Origin of the sequence: Pseudomonas sp. CCOS 191 (assembly GCF_001007005.1) — a bacterium.
GTDB classification, from domain to species: domain Bacteria; phylum Pseudomonadota; class Gammaproteobacteria; order Pseudomonadales; family Pseudomonadaceae; genus Aquipseudomonas; species Aquipseudomonas soli.
The window spans coordinates 4,402,782-4,422,902 of record NZ_LN847264.1; the positions used below are offsets into that span (position 1 = coordinate 4,402,782).

16 protein-coding genes are annotated in these 20,121 nt (G+C 65.1%); 5 read left to right on the plus strand and 11 right to left on the minus strand.

The window, feature by feature from the left end; all coding sequences use genetic code 11:
• Positions 1–71: 71 nt before the first annotated feature.
• Together gyrA and mtnA are read right to left on the minus strand one after the other, a co-directional pair.
• A complete protein-coding gene (gene gyrA / locus CCOS191_RS19550) occupies positions 72–2,834 on the minus strand; it encodes a DNA gyrase subunit A (RefSeq protein WP_046856622.1) in 2,763 nt (920 codons plus the stop codon).
• A gap of 248 nt (positions 2,835–3,082) precedes the next feature.
• Positions 3,083–4,159: an S-methyl-5-thioribose-1-phosphate isomerase gene (mtnA, locus tag CCOS191_RS19555; RefSeq protein WP_046856623.1), complete on the minus strand. Its 1,077-nt coding sequence runs from the start codon at positions 4,157–4,159 to the stop codon at positions 3,083–3,085.
• Positions 4,160–4,270: 111 nt separating this feature from the next.
• Between mtnA and CCOS191_RS19560 the strand changes: the two genes are divergently transcribed.
• From CCOS191_RS19560 to CCOS191_RS19575, 4 genes are all read left to right on the plus strand, one after another.
• Positions 4,271–5,596: a TRZ/ATZ family hydrolase gene (locus tag CCOS191_RS19560; RefSeq protein ID WP_046856624.1), complete on the plus strand. Its 1,326-nt coding sequence runs from the start codon at positions 4,271–4,273 to the stop codon at positions 5,594–5,596.
• Between the two features lie 64 nt (positions 5,597–5,660).
• Positions 5,661–6,359 carry a bifunctional 2-polyprenyl-6-hydroxyphenol methylase/3-demethylubiquinol 3-O-methyltransferase UbiG gene (gene ubiG / locus CCOS191_RS19565; protein WP_023630595.1) on the plus strand — a complete coding sequence of 233 codons (699 nt, stop codon included), beginning with the start codon at positions 5,661–5,663 and terminating at the stop codon, positions 6,357–6,359.
• 2 nt (positions 6,360–6,361) lie between these two features.
• Complete coding sequence (gene mupP / locus CCOS191_RS19570; RefSeq protein WP_046856625.1) at positions 6,362–7,033, plus strand: N-acetylmuramic acid 6-phosphate phosphatase MupP; 672 nt, start codon at positions 6,362–6,364, stop codon at positions 7,031–7,033.
• A 115-nt stretch (positions 7,034–7,148) separates the two neighbouring features.
• Positions 7,149–7,889, plus strand: coding sequence for a YciK family oxidoreductase (locus CCOS191_RS19575; RefSeq protein WP_046856626.1), 741 nt, complete (start codon positions 7,149–7,151; stop codon positions 7,887–7,889).
• 74 nt (positions 7,890–7,963) lie between these two features.
• Here the strand turns inward: CCOS191_RS19575 and CCOS191_RS19580 are convergent, their stop codons facing one another.
• The 7 genes from CCOS191_RS19580 to CCOS191_RS19610 all read right to left on the minus strand — a co-directional run bounded on the left by CCOS191_RS19580 (position 7,964) and on the right by CCOS191_RS19610 (position 15,844).
• Complete coding sequence (locus CCOS191_RS19580; protein WP_046856627.1) at positions 7,964–8,749, minus strand: TenA family transcriptional regulator; 786 nt, start codon at positions 8,747–8,749, stop codon at positions 7,964–7,966.
• Positions 8,750–8,787: 38 nt separating this feature from the next.
• Positions 8,788–11,244 (minus strand): EAL domain-containing protein, encoded by a 2,457-nt coding sequence (locus tag CCOS191_RS19585; protein WP_046856628.1) that lies wholly within the window; start codon positions 11,242–11,244, stop codon positions 8,788–8,790.
• Between the two features lie 160 nt (positions 11,245–11,404).
• On the minus strand, positions 11,405–13,237 hold the full coding sequence (locus CCOS191_RS19590) for an ABC transporter ATP-binding protein (RefSeq protein WP_046856629.1): 1,833 nt from the start codon (positions 13,235–13,237) through the stop codon (positions 11,405–11,407).
• Complete coding sequence (locus tag CCOS191_RS19595; RefSeq protein WP_046856630.1) at positions 13,230–13,862, minus strand: DsbA family protein; 633 nt, start codon at positions 13,860–13,862, stop codon at positions 13,230–13,232. The genes CCOS191_RS19590 and CCOS191_RS19595 overlap by 8 nt, the downstream gene beginning before the upstream one ends.
• 3 nt (positions 13,863–13,865) lie before the next feature.
• Positions 13,866–14,798, minus strand: a complete 933-nt coding sequence (trhO, locus tag CCOS191_RS19600) for an oxygen-dependent tRNA uridine(34) hydroxylase TrhO (protein WP_046856631.1) — start codon at positions 14,796–14,798, stop codon at positions 13,866–13,868.
• A gap of 217 nt (positions 14,799–15,015) precedes the next feature.
• Positions 15,016–15,315, minus strand: a complete 300-nt coding sequence (locus CCOS191_RS19605; RefSeq protein ID WP_046856632.1) for a BolA family protein — start codon at positions 15,313–15,315, stop codon at positions 15,016–15,018.
• A 10-nt stretch (positions 15,316–15,325) separates the two neighbouring features.
• A complete protein-coding gene (locus CCOS191_RS19610) occupies positions 15,326–15,844 on the minus strand; it encodes a DUF2059 domain-containing protein (RefSeq protein WP_023631438.1) in 519 nt (172 codons plus the stop codon).
• A 153-nt stretch (positions 15,845–15,997) separates the two neighbouring features.
• Between CCOS191_RS19610 and CCOS191_RS19615 the strand changes: the two genes are divergently transcribed.
• The gene (locus CCOS191_RS19615; RefSeq protein WP_046856633.1) at positions 15,998–17,392 is read left to right on the plus strand and encodes a class II fumarate hydratase; all 1,395 of its coding nucleotides are present in this window, start codon (positions 15,998–16,000) and stop codon (positions 17,390–17,392) included.
• A 44-nt stretch (positions 17,393–17,436) separates the two neighbouring features.
• On the opposite strand, the gene CCOS191_RS19620 is transcribed toward CCOS191_RS19615, so the two are convergent.
• Positions 17,437–18,390, minus strand: a complete 954-nt coding sequence (locus tag CCOS191_RS19620; protein WP_046856634.1) for a DMT family transporter — start codon at positions 18,388–18,390, stop codon at positions 17,437–17,439.
• 195 nt (positions 18,391–18,585) lie between these two features.
• Complete coding sequence (gene pap / locus CCOS191_RS19625; protein ID WP_046856635.1) at positions 18,586–20,079, minus strand: polyphosphate:AMP phosphotransferase; 1,494 nt, start codon at positions 20,077–20,079, stop codon at positions 18,586–18,588.
• Positions 20,080–20,121: the final 42 nt, after the last annotated feature.

Sequence of the window (20,121 nt, forward strand, 5' to 3'; positions counted from 1 at the left end):
CAGCGCCAATGCCCCACCTTCATCAGTCAAACGGGGCGACCTTGGTCGCCCCGCTCGGGTTGTTGCATCGATTATTCCTGAGGCGCCTCTTCGGTGCCGGCATCGTCGTCACCCACCGCATCGAGCGGGGCGCCCTCCTCGTCCGTCTCGATCAGCTCATCGAGCTCTTCCTCGGAGGGTTCCTGGACGCGCTCAAGCCCCACCAGCGTCTCGTCGGTGGCCAGCTTGATCAGCGTGACACCCTGGGTGTTACGGCCCAGGCTGGACACCTCGCCGACCCGGGTACGCACCAGCGTGCCCTGGTCGGAGATCAGCATGATTTCCTCGCCTTCCTGCACCTGGATAGCGCCGATCAGCAGACCGTTGCGCCCCTTGGTGCCCATGGCGATCACGCCCTGGCCGCCACGGCCGCGACGCGGGAACTTGGACAGCGGGGTGCGCTTGCCAAAACCACGCTCGGAAGCGGTGAGGATCTGCGCGCCGGACTCCGGAATCAGCATGGAAATGATCTGCTGACCCTTGCCCAGCTTCATGCCGCGCACGCCACGGGCGGTACGGCCCATCTCGCGCACCACGCTCTCGGCGAAGCGGATCACCTTGCCGGCGTCGGAGAACATCATGACTTCCTTGGCGCCATCGGTGATGGCGGCGGCGATCAGGGTGTCACCTTCCTTGAGCTTCAGGGCAATCAGGCCGTTGGAACGCGGACGGGCGAACTGCACCAGCGGAGTCTTCTTGACGGTACCGGAAGCAGTGGCCATGAAGATGTAGGCGCCGGTCGCTTCGGCGGCCCACTCAGGGGTGTCGCCGTCTTCCTCGTCGATCTCCTCGGCTTCCACCAGCTCGCCTTCGATCACGCTGTCGTCGCTGTCTTCCAGTTCTTCCTCTGGGTCTGCGTGCTGCTGCAGCGCCTCCAGATCGATCTGCAGCATGGCGGTGATGCGCTCACCTTCTTCCAGCGGCAGCAGGTTGACCAGCGGGCGGCCGCGGGCGGCGCGGGAGGCCTCGGGAATTTCGTAAGTCTTCTTCCAGTACACCTTGCCCTTGCTGGAGAACAACAGCAGGGTGGCGTGGCTGTTGGCGACCAGCAGGTGCTCGATGTAGTCCTCGTCCTTGACGCCTGTGGCCGACTTGCCCTTGCCACCACGGCGCTGGGCCTGGTACGCGGACAATGGCTGGGTCTTGGCGTAGCCACCGTGGGAGATGGTCACCACACGCTCTTCTTCGGGGATCATGTCGCCGTAGTTGAGGTCGTGGCTGGCATTGAGGATTTCGGTGCGACGGGCATCGCCGTACTCGGCGCGGATCGCTTCGAGTTCTTCGCGGATCACTTCCATCAGGCGCTCGGCGCTGCTGAGGATGCGAATCAGCTCGCCGATCTGCTCGAGGATCTCCTGGTACTCGGCCAGCAGCTTCTCGTGCTCCAGGCCGGTCAGGCGGTGCAGGCGCAGCTCCAGGATCGCCTGGGCCTGTTCCGGCGACAGGTAGTACTTGCCTTCGCGCAGGCCGTACTGCTCCGGCAGGTCTTCCGGACGGCACGACTCGGCACCGGCACGCTCGACCATGACCTGTACCGCGCTGGACTCCCAGGCCGTGCTGATCAGCGCTTCCTTGGCTTCGGACGGCGTCGGCGAGGCCTTGATCAGGGCAATGACCGGGTCGATGTTGGACAGCGCGACCGCCTGGCCTTCAAGGATATGGCCACGCTCGCGGGCCTTGCGCAGCTCGAACACGGTGCGGCGGGTGACCACCTCGCGACGGTGGCGAACGAACGCCTCGAGCAGGTCCTTCAGGTTCAGCAGGCGCGGGCGACCGTCGATCAGGGCAACGATGTTGATGCCGAACACGCTCTGCAGTTGGGTCTGCTGGTAGAGGTTGTTGAGCACCACCTCCGGCACCTCGCCGCGACGCAGCTCGATGACGATGCGCATGCCGTCCTTGTCGGACTCATCGCGCAGCTCGGTGATGCCTTCGATCTTCTTCTCTTTGACCAGCTCGGCGATCTTCTCGATCAGGCGCGCCTTGTTCAGCTGGTACGGCAGCTCGGTGACCACGATCTGCTGGCGGCCACCGACCTTGTCGATGTCCTCGATCTCGGAGCGGGCACGCATATAGATGCGGCCACGGCCGGTGCGATAGGCCTCGATGATGCCTTGGCGACCATTGATCAGGCCCGCTGTCGGGAAGTCCGGCCCCGGGATGAACTGCATCAGCTCATCGACCGTGATGTCGGAGTTGTCGATCAGCGCCAAGCAGCCGTCGATCACTTCGCCGAGGTTGTGCGGCGGAATGTTCGTCGCCATGCCCACGGCAATACCGCTGGAGCCATTGACCAGCAGGTTGGGGATCTTGGTCGGCATGACCGCCGGGATCTGCTCGGTACCATCGTAGTTCGGTACCCAGTCGACGGTCTCTTTGTGCAGGTCGGCCAACAGCTCATGGGCCAGCTTGGACATGCGCACTTCGGTGTATCGCATGGCCGCGGCGTTGTCGCCGTCCACCGAACCGAAGTTGCCCTGGCCATCGACCAGCAGGTAGCGCAGCGAGAATGGCTGAGCCATGCGCACGATGGTGTCGTACACGGCGGTGTCGCCGTGCGGGTGGTACTTACCGATCACGTCACCGACCACACGGGCGGATTTCTTGTACGGCTTGTTCCAGTCGTTGCCCAGTTCGCTCATCGCATACAGAACGCGACGATGCACGGGCTTCAAGCCGTCACGCGCATCGGGCAGCGCTCGCCCGACAATAACGCTCATCGCGTAGTCGAGGTAAGACTGTCTCAGTTCGTCTTCGATATTGACCGGGAGGATTTCTTTGGCCAGTTCGCCCATGAGAAGCCTGATTCCTTTTTCTGGTGAAACTTCGCCTGATCCCTCGAAGGACGAACGAAGCTCGCCGCCGCAGCGCAATTGGGGTGCGACGACTTACGACAAATCAATGAGTTGTGCCATGGATCTGCGCAATGAAGGCCGCGGTAAAGAGCGGCCTTGGAAACTGCCGGATGGTATCACAAACGCTGCGCGCATGGGAGATATGGCAGGTTGCCGTACAGTACCATCCGCACGGATGGAAAAACGCCTCAGTGGAGGCGTTTGCGGCACATCAACTGGGCGATTTTTGCGGTATCCGGGCGCTCGACCACGCCCTTCTCGGTGACGATCACGTCGATCAGGTCGGCCGGGGTGACATCGACCACCGGGTTGTAGGCCTCGACATCAGCGGTTACCTGGATCCCGGACACCTCCAGCAACTCTTCCTCGCCGCGGGTCTCCAGCGGGATGTCCTCGCCGGTGGGCAGGTTCAGATCGATGCTGGTGCTCGGCGCCACCACCATGAAACGCAGCCCGTGATGCATGGCCGCCACCGCCATCTGGTAGGTACCGATCTTCGCCGCCACATCGCCATTGGCGGCAATGCAGTCGGCGCCGACCACCACCCAGGTGATGCCCTTGGTCTTCATCAGGTGCCCGGCCGCCGCGTCGGCGACCACGGTCACCGGCACACCGTCGGCGGCCAGCTCCCAGGCGGTCAGGCGCGAACCCTGCAGCCACGGCCGCGACTCGCAGGCATAGACCTGCTCGACCATGCCCTCCAGGGTGGCGGCGCGGATCACCCCCAGGGCGGTACCGAAGCCGCCGGTGGCCAGGGCCCCGGCATTGCCGTGGGTAAGCAGGGCCTGCTCGCTGCCCTGGTGCCTGCGGATCTGCTCGACACCGAACTGGGCCATGGTCAGGTTGGCCTCGCGATCGCTCTGGTGAATCGCCACCGCCTCGGCCTCCATCACCTTCAGCACGTCTTCATCCGGGCGCAGGCGCTGCAGGCGCTCACGCATGCGGTTGAGCGCCCAGAACAGGTTGGCCGGGGTGGGCCGCGCCTCGCCGAGCACCATGAAGTCTTCTTCAAGGCTCTCTTCCCAGCCCTCGCCTTCGGCCAGGCGATGGCGCAGCGCCAGCAGCAGGCCGTAGGCGGCGCAGATGCCGATCGCCGGAGCGCCACGCACGGCCATGTCGCTGATCGCCTCAGCCACCTCGGCCGCCTCGGTGCAGGCCAGCCAGCACTGCTCAAGCGGCAGCAGGCGCTGGTCGAGCAGGTGCAGCACGCCGTCGCGCCACTCGATGCCCGTCACCGTCTCCGCCGCCATCAGTTGCTCGCGCATCGCCTCTCCCCGTCGCCCTGGCATCAAAAGCCGGCGATTATAGCGAGCCTGCGTCGCGGACGCTCGGGTATACTGCGCGTTTAGCCGAACCGATCCAGGTATATATCGCGCATGCCCATCGCCACTCCCATCCTCGACCTGCTGCTTGTGCCGGACTGGCTGGTCCCCGTCGAGCCGGCCGGTGTCGTGCTGGAGGGCCATGCGCTGGGTATCCGCGACGGCCAGATCGCCTGGCTCGGCCCACGCGAGCGGGCGCCACAAGCGCGGGAAGTGCGAACGCTGCCCGACTGCCTGCTGACGCCCGGGCTGGTCAACGCCCACGGCCACGCCGCCATGACCCTGTTCCGCGGCCTGGCCGACGACCTGCCGCTGATGACCTGGCTGCAGGAGCACATCTGGCCCGCCGAGGGTCGCTGGGTGAACGAGGCCTTCGTGGCCGACGGCACCGACCTGGCCATCGCCGAACAGCTCAAGGGCGGCATCACCTGCTTCGCCGACATGTATTTCTATCCCCGCGAGGCCTGCGACCGCGTGCACCGCAGCGGCATCCGCGCGCAGATAGCCGTGCCGCTGCTGGATTTCCCCATCCCCGGCGCACGCACCCCGGACGAGGCCCTGCACCTGGCCATCGAACTGTTCGGCGAGCTGCGCCACCACCCGCGCATCACCATTGCCCTGGGCCCGCACGCCCCCTACACGGTGAGCGACGAGAACCTGGAGAAGATCCGGGTGATCGCCGACCAGCTGGACGCACCGCTGCACATGCACATCCACGAGACTGCCAGCGAAGTCGAGCAGGCGCTCAAGGACAACGGCGAGCGGCCACTGGCGCGCCTCGCGCGCCTGGGCCTGCTGGGCCCGAACCTGCAAGCGGTGCACATGACCCAGATCAGCGACGAAGACCTGGCGCTGCTGGTAGAAAGCAACACCAGCGTGGTTCACTGCCCCGAATCCAACCTCAAGCTGGCCAGCGGTTTCTGCCCGGTGGAGCGCTTGTGGCAGGCTGGGGTGAACGTGGCCGTCGGCACCGATGGCGCCGCCAGCAACAATGACCTCGACCTGCTCGGTGAAACCCGCACCGCCGCGCTGCTGGCCAAGGCCGTCGCCGGCTCGGCCACCGCCCTGGACGCCCACCGGGCGCTGCGCATGGCCACGCTCAATGGCGCCCGGGCCCTCGGACTGGAGGCGATCACTGGCTCGCTCGAAGTGGGCAAGGCCGCCGACCTGGCCGTCTTCGACCTGTCGGGGCTGGCGCAGCAACCGGTGCACGACCCGGTCTCACAACTGATCTACGCCACCGGTCGCGACTGCGTGAAGGATGTCTGGGTCGCCGGGCAGCAACTGGTCGAGGACCGCCGCCTGAGCCAGATGGACGAAGCCGCGCTGGCCGCCAACGCCCGCGCCTGGGGAGCCCGCATCGGCGGGCGCAAAGAATGAACGGCCGGTAGCTGCGGCTGCCGGCCCGCGACACTATTTATCGAAGATTCAGAGGACTGTTCCCATGAGCAACGTCGACCACGCCGAAATCGCCAAGTTCGAAGCCCTGGCCCACCGCTGGTGGGACCGCGAGAGCGAGTTCAAGCCGCTGCACGACATCAACCCGCTGCGGGTCAACTGGATCGACGAGCGTGTCGGCCTGGCCGGCAAGAAGGTGCTGGACGTCGGCTGCGGCGGCGGCATCCTCAGCGAGGCGATGGCCCAGCGTGGCGCCACCGTCACCGGCATCGACATGGGCGAGGCACCGCTGGCGGTAGCCCAGTTGCACCAGCTGGAGTCGGGCGTTGCGGTGGAGTACCGGCAGATCACCGCCGAAGCCCTGGCCGAAGAGATGCCCGGCCAGTTCGACGTGGTCACCTGCCTGGAAATGCTCGAGCACGTACCTGACCCTTCCTCGGTGATTCGCGCCTGCTACCGCATGGTCAAGCCCGGCGGCCAGGTGTTCTTCTCGACCATCAACCGCAACCCCAAGGCCTACCTGCTGGCGATCATCGGCGCCGAATACGTGCTGAAGATGCTGCCGCGCGGCACCCACGACTTCAAGAAGTTCATCCGCCCCTCCGAGCTGGGCGCCTGGAGCCGTGCCGCAGGCCTGGAGGTCAAGGACATCATCGGCCTGACCTACAACCCGCTGACCAAGCACTACAAGCTGTGCAACGACGTCGACGTCAACTACATGATCCAGACCCTGCGCGAGGAATGAGCATGCGCCTGCGAGCAGTACTCTTCGACATGGACGGCACCCTGCTGGACACGGCGCCGGACTTCATCGCCATCTGCCAGGCGATGCTCACCGATCGCGGCCTGCCGGCCATCGACGACGCACGTATCCGCGAGGTGATTTCCGGCGGCGCCCGCGCCATGGTCGCCGCGACCTTCGCCATGGACCCCGAAGCCGATGGCTTCGAAGCCCTGCGCCTGGAGTTCCTCGAACGCTACCAACGCGATTGCGCGGTGCACAGCAAGCTGTTCGACGGCATGCCGGAGCTGCTGGCCGACATCGAGAAAGGCAACCTGCTGTGGGGCGTGGTCACCAACAAACCGGTGCGCTTCGCCGAACCGATCATGCAACGCCTGGGCCTGGCCGAGCGCTCGGCGCTGCTGATCTGCCCGGACCACGTGAAGAACAGCAAGCCCGACCCCGAGCCGCTGATCCTGGCGTGCAAGACGCTTGACCTGGACCCGGCCAGCGTCCTGTTCGTCGGCGACGACCTGCGCGACATCGAGTCCGGCCGCGACGCCGGCACCCGCACCGCAGCGGTGCGCTATGGCTATATTCATCCAGAGGACAACCCCAACAACTGGGGCGCCGACGTGGTGGTGGACCACCCGCTGGAACTGCGCAAGGTGATCGACAGCGCGCTGTGCGGCTGCTGATTTCAAGTCGCAAGCGTCAAGCTTCAAGCCTCAGGAAAGAGCAGCTCCAACACTGATCTGCTTTCTCTTGTAGCTTGCCGCTTAGAGCTTGCAGCTCATATTCAAGGACAGACCTATGTTCGACTACACCGCCCGCCCCGACCTGCTAACGGGCCGGATCATCCTGGTCACCGGCGCCGGTCGCGGTATCGGCGCCGCCGCCGCCAAGGCCTATGCCGCCCTGGGCGCTACCGTGCTGCTGCTGGGCAAGACCGAAGCCAACCTGAACGAAGTCTACGACCAGATCGAAGCCGCGGGCCACCCGCAGCCGGTGGTGATCCCGTTCAACCTGGAAACCGCCCTGCCCCACCAGTACGACGAACTGGCGGTGATGATCGAGGACCAGTTCGGCCGCCTCGACGGCCTGCTCAACAATGCCTCGATCATTGGCCCGCGCACGCCGCTGGAGCAGCTGTCGGGCGACAATTTCATGCGCGTGATGCACATCAACGTCAACGCCACCTTCATGCTGACCAGCACCTTGCTGCCGCTGCTGAAGCTGTCGGAGGACGCCTCGGTGGTGTTCACTTCCAGCAGCGTCGGGCGCAAGGGCCGCGCTTACTGGGGTGCCTACGGGGTGTCTAAATTCGCCACCGAGGGCCTGATGCAGACCCTGGCGGATGAACTGGAAGGCGTAGCGCCAGTGCGCTCCAACAGCATCAACCCGGGCGCCACCCGCACGGCGATGCGCGCCCAGGCCTATCCGAGCGAGAACCCGCAGAACAACCCGCTGCCCGAGGACATCATGCCGGTGTACCTGTACCTGATGGGGCCGGACAGCAAGGATGTGAACGGGCAGGCGCTGAACGCGCAGTAAAACCGACAAGACTGATCGCGGGGCAAGCCCGCCCCACGCCTTGCTGCGTGGGGCAGGCTTGCCCCGCGATGGTTTCAGCCCGCCGCCAAGGCCGGGCGCAGACGCCCTTGCTGACGCCCTTCGAGCTGCATGCAACGCTCCAGGAACAGGAACATGCAGTCGTAGCTCTTGCAGATCGCCCGGCGCAGCTCGGTGCGCAGCCCCAGGGTCGGGCTCTCGCCCGCCAGGGTGCAGATGATTTCCAGCGCTTCCCACGGGTGCGCGTCATCATACTGCGCATGCATCTTCAACCATTTCATGGCGCGCTTGCGGGTGTCTTCGGGGAAGCCCTGGGCGTAGGTATCTTCGGCGCAGACCACCGCCGACCATTCACCGGTGGCCCCTTCGATGGCGTAGTTGGTGGCCGCCATGGCGATGGCCAGCGACTCGGTGGCGCATACCCGCCAACACCAGTCGTTCAAGCCATTGAGCTCGGGCGGCACTTCCTGGGACTGCAGTTCATGCAGGTGGATGCCATGAGCCTGGCACCAGTGCACCCAGTAGTCGGCATGGTTGAGCTCGACGCGGATGTTGCGCATCAGCCAGCGGCGCGCCATGTCCTCGCCGGGGTGCCGGGCGTAACGGGTCTTGGTGAGGTTGTGGGCCATGTAGAGGGAGAACTGCTCGACCACCGGCCAGCCACCGATCAGGTACTGGCGGATGGTCGACTGCTTGAGCTGGCCATCGCGCAGACGCTGGTAGAACTCATGCTCCACCACCCTGCGCTTGCTTTCGCGGCAATCCTCTATCAGTTGTTGGGCCCACTGCGGATAACTGGCCGGATCCATCAATGGTCCGATCCTTACGAACGCGTCGATCACTGTCAGCTCCTTGATTCCCTGTGATTTCCGGGCGTTGTTCAGCGAAAGGTCCCCGGCGCCCGGTGCAGAAGGGGCCTCGCGGCAATCCGTTGGCGCTGCAGGCTGTCGCAGGTGAACACCTGCGGACGTTCGATGAGATATCCCTGGGCGTAGTCCACGCCGATCTCCTGCAAAGCCTGCTCGATCAGTGGCGTCTCGACGAACTCGGCGATGGTCCGCTTACCCATGACGTGGCCAATGTGATTGATCACTTCGACCATCGCCCGGTTGATCGGGTCATCGAGCATGTCCTTGACGAAACTTCCGTCGATCTTCAGGAAGTCTACAGGCAAATGCTTCAAATAGGCGAATGACGACATTCCGGCGCAGAAGTCGTCCAGCGAGAATTTGCAGCCCAATCCTTTCAATTCATTGATGAACCGGATTGCGCTGCCCAGATTGGCGATGGCGCTGGTTTCGGTAATTTCAAAACAGATCAACCGTGGCGGGATGTCGAACTCGCCAAACAGGCGCTGCAGGTACTCGAGGAACTTGTCGTCGCCGATGCTCGAGCCCGAAAGGTTGATGGCACACATGGCCAACGGCCCCTCCCGCCCCTCGTCCAGGCACTGGCGAATCACCTGGAACACACTGCGCACCACCCAGCGATCGAGCGCGGTCATCAGGCCGTAGCGCTCGGCTGCGGGAATGAAGCTGTCGGGCAGGATGGTACGTCCGCTTTCATCATGCAGGCGCAGGAGGATTTCGATATGCCCCGGCCCTTCATGGGGATGCAGCGGGGCGATTTCCTGGGCGTAGAGGCAGAAGCGATTCTCCTCCAGCGCCACGTGCAGGCGCTGGATCCAGGCCATTTCACCGAAGCGCATGGACAGCTCGCTATCGTCGGCGTGATAGACCTGCACCCGGTTGCGCCCTTTCTCCTTGGCCATGTAGCAGGCCATGTCCGCAGCGCGCAACGACGCCTCCAGGGTGCTGGGCACCTGGGCGATATGCACCAGGCCGATGCTGACCGTGGTGACGAAGGGCCTGCCCTTCCACACGAAATGCAGGCTCTGCACGGCCTGGCGCAATTGCTCGGCAATGCGCTCGCCCTGCTCGGGGGGGCAGTTCTCGAGCAGCACGCCGAACTCGTCGCCGCCCAGGCGCGCCAGGGTGTCGCCCTCGCGCAGGCCCGACTGCAGCACTGCGCAGATATGCCGCAACAGCTCGTCGCCAGCGGCATGCCCGCAGGTGTCGTTGACCAACTTGAACTGGTCCAGGTCGAGGAACATCAGCGAATGCCGCCCGGCCTGGCGCGCCAGGCCATTGAGCGCCTGCTCCAGGCGATACTCGAACTCGCGGCGGTTGGCCAGCCCGGTCAGGGCGTCGTGGGTGGCCTGCCAAGACAGGTTGGCGATGTACTGGCGCTCCTGGGTCATGTCATGCAGCACCACCACGATGCCACTGACCTGCCCTTCGGTGAGGATGGGCGAGCCCACCAGGTTGACCGACACCGTGCTGCCGTCCAGACGCTGGATCAGCCGGGCGTGCTCGGCGCCGCCCTTGAGGCTGCCGCTGAGCACCTGCTCGACCAACGTCCGGCTGTCGCCTTCGGCATTCTCGTCGAGCAGGCTGAACAGCGCCGCCAGCGGCAGACCCTGGGCCTGCACCGCCTGCCAGTGAGTCAATTGCTCGGCAGCCGGGTTCATGTAGCTGATGCAACCGTCGACATCGGCGGTGATCACCGCGTCACCGATCGACTCCAGGGTGATCTGCGCCCGCTCCTTCTCCTCCTGCAACGCACTGGCGAATGCCTGGCGCTGGGCCAGCAGCTTGCTCGAGCGCCGCCAGGCCATGGCGATAAGGAACAGCGCAGTGGCCAGGTTGGTGAGCATCAGCACCTTGAGCAGCATCCGCGAACCTTCGCCCAGGGCATCACTGAACGCCTTGGCGGCAGGGGTCACGCCATCGTTGATGGCGACGATGCGCGCCTTCCAGTTGGCCACCTGGTGGGCGTCGGCCTTGCCGCCGGAAAACCCCTCGCGCATCTGCTGGGCCAGCACGTCGAGCTGGCGCAGGTAGTCGTCACCGATGTCCCAGTAATCGATGGCGGTTTCCATGTAGCTGATATGGCGAAAGTTGCGGTAGAACCAGATGATCCGGGCGACGTCCTCGGGATGGTTGCCGCCCTGCAGCACGCCTTGGCGCGCCGCCTCCAGGTCCGGCTCGGGCCGATCCAGGGCCAGGCGCAGGTTGTGATCGCCCTGGGGCACCAGGATGGCCCGACGATAGCGGGCATAGGTCAGCGGATCGCGATCATCGGCATAGAGGTTGAGGTAGTAGATGGCGTCCTTCTGCGCCTTGGACCACAGGCTCTCGCCCGCCACATAGGCGCGCACGGCGGACAATGCATAAAGACTCAGACTGCCCAGCAGTACCTGGAAAACCACAACGGCGACGAAGGGCCAGATGATGCCCAGCAGCCTTGGCGCTTCGAGAGTCCGATTTCCCTTCATGTAATCCCTGTCATGGCGGCAGATAAGGCACGAATCGACCTAGACAAGCACAGCGTAGGCCATTTGCCATGAAGCAGCGACCAGGGAAAAGCGCCAAGCGGCAAGAAAAAGCCTGCTCGTTTCGACTTGCCGCTTGAACCTTGAAGCTTGAGGCGGTTTTTCAGGTTTGCTGCAGGTGGCCGTAGAGCTTGGCGTACAGGCCACCTTCGGCGATCAGCTGCTGGTGGTCGCCATCTTCGGCGACATGACCGCCATCGAACACCAGCACCCGGTCCGCCTGCTTCACCGCCGACAGGCGGTGGGCGATGATCAGCGTGGTGCGCCCGCTGAGGAAGCGCGCCAGGGCCAGGTGCAGGTTGTATTCGGTGGCCGCGTCCAACGCGGAGGTGGCCTCGTCGAGGATGACCACCTTGGGTTCGGCCAACACCATGCGGGCGATCGCCAGGCGCTGGCGCTGGCCACCGGACAGGCGCACGCCGGAACGCCCGACGATGCTGTCCAGGCCCTGGGGCAGCGCGGCGATGGTGGCGTCCAGCTGGGCGATGCGCAGCGCCTGCCAGCAGGCGTCGTCGCTGCAGTCACGACCCATGGTCAGGTTGGCGCGCACGCTGTCGTTGAACAGTGACGGGTGCTGCAGCACCACCGCGACATTTTCGCGCAGGGTCTCCAGGCCGATCTCCTGCAGGCTGGCGCCTGCGAAGCGGATGGTCCCGGCCTGGGCGCTGTACAGCCCAAGAAGCAACTGCACCAGGGTACTCTTGCCGCCGCCGCTGGCACCGACGATGGCGACCTTCTCGCCCGGTGCGATGGTCAGGTTGAGCTGGTCGAGCACCGGCTCGTCGGCATAGGCGAAGCGCAGGTCTCGTACTTCGATACCGACCGTGTCGCGCCCGGCGAACGGGTCGGCGGCCGCCGGGTACTGCGGCTCGTCGGCCCGCGCCAGCAGCTCGTTCAAGCGGCTCAGTGCGCCGCCGGCGGCATAGTAGGCATATTGCAGGTTCAGCAACTGCTCCACCGGCCCGATCATGAACCACAGGTAGCTGAACACCGCCAGCATCTGGCCGATCGACAGGTCGGAGAACAACACCGTGAGCATGGCAGCGGCACGGAAGATATCGATGCCGAACTGGAACAACAGGCCACTGGCGCGGCCGCTGGCGTCGCTCTTCCACTGCGAGGCCACCGCGTAGTCACGCACCTCGCGGGCGCGCAGCCCCAGGCGGCCGAGGAAGTAGCCCTGGCGGTTGCCGGCGCGGATCTCCTGGATCGCGTCGAGGGTCTCGGTCAATGCCTGGGTGAAACGTGCGGTGCTGTCGTTCTCGAGCTTCTTCAGGTGCTTGACGCGCTTGCCCAGCTGCACGGTGAAATAGATCACCAGTGGATTGAACAGCAGGATCAGCAGCGCCAGTTGCCAGTGCATCCAGATCAGGATGGCCGCGGTGCCGGTCAGCGTGAGCACGGCCACCAGGAAGCGGCTCAGGGTCTCGCCGACGAACTTGTCGAGGGTATCCAGGTCGGTGACCAGGTGGGTGGTCACCGTGCCGCTGCCCAGGCTTTCGTATTCCTTGAGCGAAATGCGCTTGAGCCGCTCGATCAGGCGGATGCGCAGGCGGTAGACGATATCCTTGGCCAGGCCGGCGAACAGCTTGGCCTGGACCACGTTGAACGCCAGCGCCGCCAGGCGCAGGCCGAGGGTGGCGCACAGCATCAGCCCGATGTAACCGGCGGCCACCTGCCAGCCCGCGGGCAGGAAATTGTTCATCCAATTCAGCGCCGCGTCGCCATGCCCCAGCAGCACTTCGTCCACCAGCAGCGGCAGCAGCAAGGGAATCGGTACGCTGCACAGGGCGGCGAGCACGGCCACCAGGTTGGCGGTCCACAGGGCTTGCTTGTGGTGCAGGGCCAGGCGGCGGATCTCCGCCCAGCTCAGGCGATCGGGCACAGCGGGGGACTTCCCTGGCACAGGGTCTGGCGACCCTGGCAGGTCAAGCACAGGCGGCCTGCTGCAGCCAGCGGCCGAGCAAGGGTTGCAGGCTTTCCAGCGGCTGGTAGCCATTGGTCAGCAGGGCCAGCTGGCCATTGCGCTCGGCCAGCAGCGTGGGGAAGCCAGCGATGCCCAGGTCCTGCACCCAGGCGAAATCGGCACTGGTGGCGACTCGGGTATCAGGGAGGGTGAAGCGCTGGGAGAACTGCTCGCGGTCGAAGCCGGCCTGCTCGGCCAGCTCCACCAGTTGCGGGGCGCGGGTGACATCCACGCCCTGCTCGTAAAACGACGCCTGGATCAGTTGCAGCAGGCGCCAGGCCCGCTTGTCGTCCAGCTCGCGTGCAGCTACCAGGGCTCGGCACGCCGGCTCCGTGTCGTAGACGAAACCGTCGGGCATCGCGTCGTCGAAACGGAACGGCTGCCCGGTGGCGTCATGCACCGCCTGCCAATGCTCGAGGATGTACTTGCGGGTCGAGGCGTCCAGGGCGCTGCCACCGGTACGCAGGCCGCCCGGCACCAGGCGGGTCTCGACACCCGCCTCATGGGCCTGGGCGATCAGCGCCTCGGCCACCGGGGCAAAGCCCCAGCACCAGGAGCACATCGGGTCCATCACATAGAGCAGGCGTGCGGACATGCATCAGGCCTCGGCTTTGTAGTTGAAACCGATCGGGTGCGGCTGGTTGCGCGCCTTGGCCAGCTCGATCTGCTTCTGGCGGTCGATGGCGCTGCGCCGGGTCTTCTCGCTCAGGCTGTCCCAGCAGTGCGGGCAGCTCACGCCTGGCGAATAGTGCTCCGACTCCCGGTCCTTCACGTCGATCGGGTGGCGGCAGGCATGGCACTGGTCGTACTCGCCCTCGGTCAGGTCGTGGCGCACCGTGACCCGGTTGTCGAAGACGAAGCAGTCGCCGTCCCAGAGGCTTTCTTCCTGGGCTACTTCCTCGAAGTATTTCAGGATGCCGCCCTTAAGATGATAGACCGCTTCGTAGCCCTCACCGAGCATGTAGCTGGAGGCCTTCTCGCAGCGGATGCCGCCGGTGCAGAACATGGCGACCTTCTTGTGCTTGCTCGGGTCGAAGTGGGCCTTGATGTAGTCGGGGAACTCGCGGAAGGTCTCGGTCTTCGGGTCGATGGCGCCCTTGAAGGTGCCGATGGCCACTTCATAGTCGTTGCGGGTGTCGATCAGCAGCACTTCCGGGTCGCTGATCAGGGCGTTCCAGTCTTTCGGATCGACGTAGGTGCCGACCGCCTTGTTCGGGTCCACGCCCGGTACGCCGAGGGTGACGATCTCTTTCTTGAGCTTGACCTTGGTGCGGTAGAACGGCTGCTCGTCGCAGTACGACTCTTTATGGTCGACGTCCACCAGGCGTGGGTCGTTGCGCAGCCAGGCCAGCAGCGCGTCGATGCCTTCGCGGGTGGCCGAGACGGTGCCGTTGATACCTTCGTTGGCCAGCAGCAGGGTGCCTTTTACGCCGTTGTCGAGCATGGCCTTGAGCAGCGGCTCGCGCAGTTCGACGTAGTCTTCGAGGGTGACGAACTTGTACAGCGCCGCCACGACGATCGGTTGGGTCATTGCGTTGAATCTCCAGGTGGTTGCCCTCGTAAGGGGCGGACCGGGTTTGGCAAATGCATGGGGCCGCTGCGCAGCCCATCGCCGGCAAGCCGGCTCCCACACGCTCAGCGCAAGACTCGAAATTTGCGCAGGACCTGTGGGAGCCGGCTTGCCGGCGATGGGCCGCAAAGCGGCCCCGAGGGAATAACGCGAATTGTACCAGAACGACGGAAAGGATTCAGTGCTTGCCGCCGCCGGCGCACACCGGCGAGGCCGGTGCCACACCGACCACGGCCCATTCCTCGGGCGTGTAGGTGTGAATCGCCAGGGCGTGGATCTGGCCCATCAGCTCACCCATGGTGGCGTAGACCTTCTGGTGGCGCTTGACGCTGTTCAGCCCGGCGAACTGCTCGCTGACCAGCACCGCCTTGTAGTGCGTTTCCTGGCCACGGCTGTGCATGTGGCTTTCGTTGTGCACTTCGAGGTGTTGCGTGCCCAGCGGCGCCAGCTGCTGTTCGATGCGTTGCTGCATGCTCATCGCGTCACGCTCACTTCTTCGCCGGGGCCTTGCCGGCGCTTGGGTCGAGTTCCTTGGTCATGTCGTCAAGCAGCTTGTTGACCACAGGTACCGCCGGCTCCAGGCTCTGCTGGGTCAGCTGGGCGGACTGCTGGGTGACCTTGGGCATTTCACGCAGGACTTTCTTGCCCAGCGGCGATTCGTAGAACTTGACCAGGTCGTTCAGCTCGGCCTCGGTGAAGGTCGCGGTGTACAGGTCGACCATCTTCGGCTTGAGCTTCTTCCAGCCGATGGCGTTGTCCAGGGCGGCGTTGGCCTTGGCCTGGTAGCTGTCGAGCACGGTTTTCTTGGAGGCCGGCGCCTTGGTCTGCTCGAAGCGCTGGGCGAACATCTGCTGGACCTGCATGTACACCGGGGTGCCCAGCTTGTCGGCATTGGCCAGGGTCAGGAATTTCTCGGCGGCAGCGTTGTGCGCTGGAGTGGCAGCGAGTACCTGGCCGCTGGCGCAAACCAGGGCAACGGCGGCACAGAGGACACGGAGACGGGTCATTGCATTTCCTTCAAGAAAGGGAGGCGGGTACCTCAGAGTAGAGCATTCTGCGCTGTGATGGCGAAGTGCTCAAGTGGCACGACGAGCGACGGAACCGCTCTGTCGAATCAGGGCCTAAACTGCGATTTCGAACCACAAAGGAGTGAGCGCAGCATGAGCCGTATCGAGACAGACAGCCTGGGCCCGGTCGAAGTTCCGGAGGACGCCTACTGGGGTGCACAGACCCAGCGTTCGCTGATCAACTTCGCCATCGGCAAGGAGCGCATGCCGCTCGCGGTGCTGCACGCCCTGGCGCTGGTCAAGAAAGCCGCTGCCCGGGTCAACGACCGCAACGGCGATCTGCCCGCCGATATCGCCCGCCTGATCGAGCAGGCCGCCGACGAAGTGCTCGACGGCGAGCACGACGAGCAGTTTCCGCTGGTGGTGTGGCAGACCGGCAGCGGCACCCAGAGCAACATGAACGTCAACGAGGTGATCGCCGGGCGCGCCAACGAGCTGGCCGGCAAGGGCCGTGGCGGCAAGGTGCCAGTGCATCCCAACGATCACGTCAACCGCTCGCAGAGTTCCAACGACTGCTTCCCCACCGCCATGCACATCGCCGCGGCCCAGGCCGTGCATGACAAACTGCTGCCGGCGATCGCCGAACTGTCGGCCGGGCTGGCCGAGCTGTCGGCGCGCCACACGCACCTGGTCAAGACCGGGCGCACGCACATGATGGACGCAACGCCCATCACCTTCGGCCAGGAGGTCTCGGCCTTCGTCGCCCAGCTCGACTACGCCCAGCGCGCCATCCGCGCGACCTTGCCGGCGGTTTGCGAACTGGCCCAGGGCGGCACCGCCGTGGGCACCGGGCTCAATGCCCCGCACGGTTTCGCCGAAGCCATCGCCGCTGAGCTGGCGGCCTTGTCCGGCCTGCCGTTCGTCACCGCGCCGAACAAGTTCGCCGCCCTGGCCGGCCATGAGCCGCTGACCAGCCTGGCCGGCGCACTGAAGACCCTGGCCGTGGCCCTGATGAAGATCGCCAACGACTTGCGCCTGCTGGGTTCCGGCCCGCGCGCGGGGATTGCCGAGGTACGCCTGCCAGCCAACGAGCCGGGCAGCTCGATCATGCCCGGCAAGGTCAACCCGACTCAATGCGAGGCGCTGTCGATGTTGGCCTGCCAGGTGCTGGGCAACGATACGGCGATTGGCTTTGCCGCAAGCCAGGGCCACCTGCAACTGAACGTGTTCAAACCGGTAATCATCCACAACCTGCTGCAGTCGATCGAACTGCTGGCCGATGGTTGCAGCAACTTCCAGCAGCACTGCGTGGCCGGCATCGAGCCGGACGCCGAACAGATGGCGGCGCACCTGGAGCGTGGATTGATGCTGGTGACGGCGCTGAACCCGCACATCGGCTACGACAAGGCGGCGGAAATCGCCAAGAAAGCCTACGCAGAGGGCAAGACCCTGCGCGAGGCGGCGCTGGAGCTCAAGTACCTGACCAACGAGCAGTTCGACCAGTGGGTGCGGCCAGAGAACATGCTGGCGCCCGGCGGCAAGGGCTGATCCGGCGGCCTCATCGCGATGCGACTTGCACCGCGATGAGGCCGTCAATCAACCTGCACCCGACGCGCTTTCCAGCCAGCCACCAGCGATGGCCCCAGCGCCACCAGTGCCGAGCCCAGTACCACGGTCACCGCCCCGACATACCCCAGGCCATTGATCTGCTCGGCATGCACGTAGTCCGGCCAGAGCCAGGCCGCCAGCGCGACCGCAACGAACGTCACCAGCGGCGTCAGCGCCAGGGTCGCGCTCACCCGCGAGGCCTCCCAATGCGCCAGTGCCTCGGCGAACGCGCCATAGGCCACCAGTGTGTTCAGGCAGCAGGCCAGCAACAGCCAGCCCTGCAACGGGCTGAGCTGCAACGCCTCCAGCGGATGCACCCAAGGCGTCAGCAGCAGCGCGCAGCAGACGTAGATCACCATCATCACCTGCTGCGAGTTCCACACCGTCAGCAATTGCTTCTGGCTCAGGGCATAGAACACCCAGATGCTGGTCGCCAGGATGATGGTCAGCACACCGGTGGTGTAGGTGCCGAGTGACGTGAGCAGTTCTTCCAGGCGCTGGTTGAAGAACAACGCGAAGCCCAACAGCAGCACCAACAGGCCCAGGCCCTGCCCCAGGCTGAAGCGCTCCTTGAAGACGAATACGCTGGCCACCAGCAACAACACCGGCCCCAATTGCACCACCAGTTGCGCGGTCCCGGGACTGAGCAGGTTGAGCCCAACCAGGTACAGCACGTAGTTGCCGACCAGCCCCGCCACCGCGACGGCCACCAGGCCCTTGCCCTTGACACCGAGGCCACTGAAAGACGGCAGCCGCCGATTGGCCGCCAGCCAGGCGAACAGCAGGCCGCCGGAAACGCTCAGGCGGTACCAGGTGACGGTCACCGGGTCCATCACCTGCAGCACCTGCTTGAGCTTGATCGGCAGGATGCCCCAGAGAAACGCGGTCAGCAGCGCCAGCAGCAGGCCCTGGACCCAGCGTCCGGAAGAAATGTGCATGGCGTCCTCGAATCAGGCCTTGGCGGGGGAAGCTGCAGTCTAAAGGCTTGCCGGGAAGGATGTGGTGGGAAAAGATTTCATCAGGTCATTCCCTGGATGCATGCTCAATGCGTGGGCGGGCTTTCGTGGGAGCGGCGGTGCGCCGATGCGACTTGCCCCGCGAAAGGGCCAAGCCAACACCCATGCACGATCCGCCTACTTCTTGTCCTTGGCGAACGCCGCCTCCAGTGCCTGGTTGATCGTGCGCAGCACCTTCACCCGCGCCCAGCGCTTGTCGTTGGCCTCCACCAGGGTCCACGGCGCGATCTCGGTGCTGGTGCGGTCGACCATGTCGCCCACCGCTTCGGAATAGACATCCCACTTGTCGCGGTTGCGCCAGTCTTCCTCGGTGATCTTGTAGCGCTTGAACGGGATCTGCTCACGCTCCTCGAAACGCTCCAGCTGGGTCTGCTGGTCGATGGCCAGCCAGAACTTGACCACCACCACCCCGGCGTTGCTCAGTTGCTCCTCGAAGTCGTTGATCTCGCCGTAGGCGCGCATCCAGTCCGCCGGGCTGCAGAAGCCCTCGACCCGCTCCACCAGCACGCGGCCATACCAGGAGCGGTCGAAGATGGTGAACTTGCCGCGGGCCGGGATATGGCGCCAGAAGCGCCACAGGTATGGCTGGGCACGTTCTTCCTCGGTGGGCGCGGCAATCGGCACGATGCGGTACTGGCGCGGGTCCAGCGCCGCCGCCACCCGACGGATGGCCCCGCCCTTGCCGGCCGCGTCATTGCCTTCGAACACCGCCACCAGGGCGTGCCGGCGCATGCGTTTGTCGCGCAGCAGGCCGGCCAGGCGTGCCTGTTCGGTGACCAACTGTTCCTGGTAGTCGTGCTTGTCCAGGCGCAGGGTCATGTCCAGGGCGCCGAGCAGGCTCTTCTGGTCGATGCTGCGCCCCAGGGGCGCGACATTGCCCTGGTGCTTGCCCTTGGGATTGTTGGCCAGCGCGGCCTGCAGGCTTTCGAGCAGGATGCGCCCGACCGCCAGACTGCGGTAATGCGGGTCGACGCCCTCGACCACATGCCAGGGCGCATAGTCGCGGCTGGTACGGCGCAGCACCCGCTCGCCGAAGCGCACGAAGCGGTCGTAGGTTTCCGACTGCTGCCAGTCCAGCGGGCTGATACGCCAGTTGTGCAGCGGGTCTTCCTTGAGCGCCTTGAGCCGCGCCTTCATCTGCTTCTTGGACAGGTGGAACCAGAACTTGATGATCAGCGCGCCCTCGTCGCACAGCATCTGCTCCAGGCGCTCTGCTCCGGCGATGGCCTGGTCGAGCACGGCGTCCTTGAACTGGCCGTGCACCCGCCCTTCGAGCATCTGGCTGTACCAGTTGCCGAAGAACACGCCCATGCGCCCCTTCGGTGGCAGCGCCCGCCAGTAGCGCCAGGCCGGCGGGCGGGCCAGCTCTTCGTCGGTCTGCTGGTCGAAGGTGCGTACCTCGATCAGCCGCGGGTCCATCCACTCGTTGAGCAGCTTGACCGTCTCGCCCTTGCCGGCGCCCTCGATGCCGTTGATCAGCACGATCACCGGAAAACGCGCCTGCTGCTTGAGTTCGTACTGGGCTTCGAGCAAGGCCTCGCGCAGGGCGGGCACTTCGGCTTCGTAGGTGTCCTTGTCGATGCTGTGACCGATTTCGGCGGATTCGAACATGGCGGGCTCCTTCAATGGATAAGCAAGATTAGCGGATCGAGC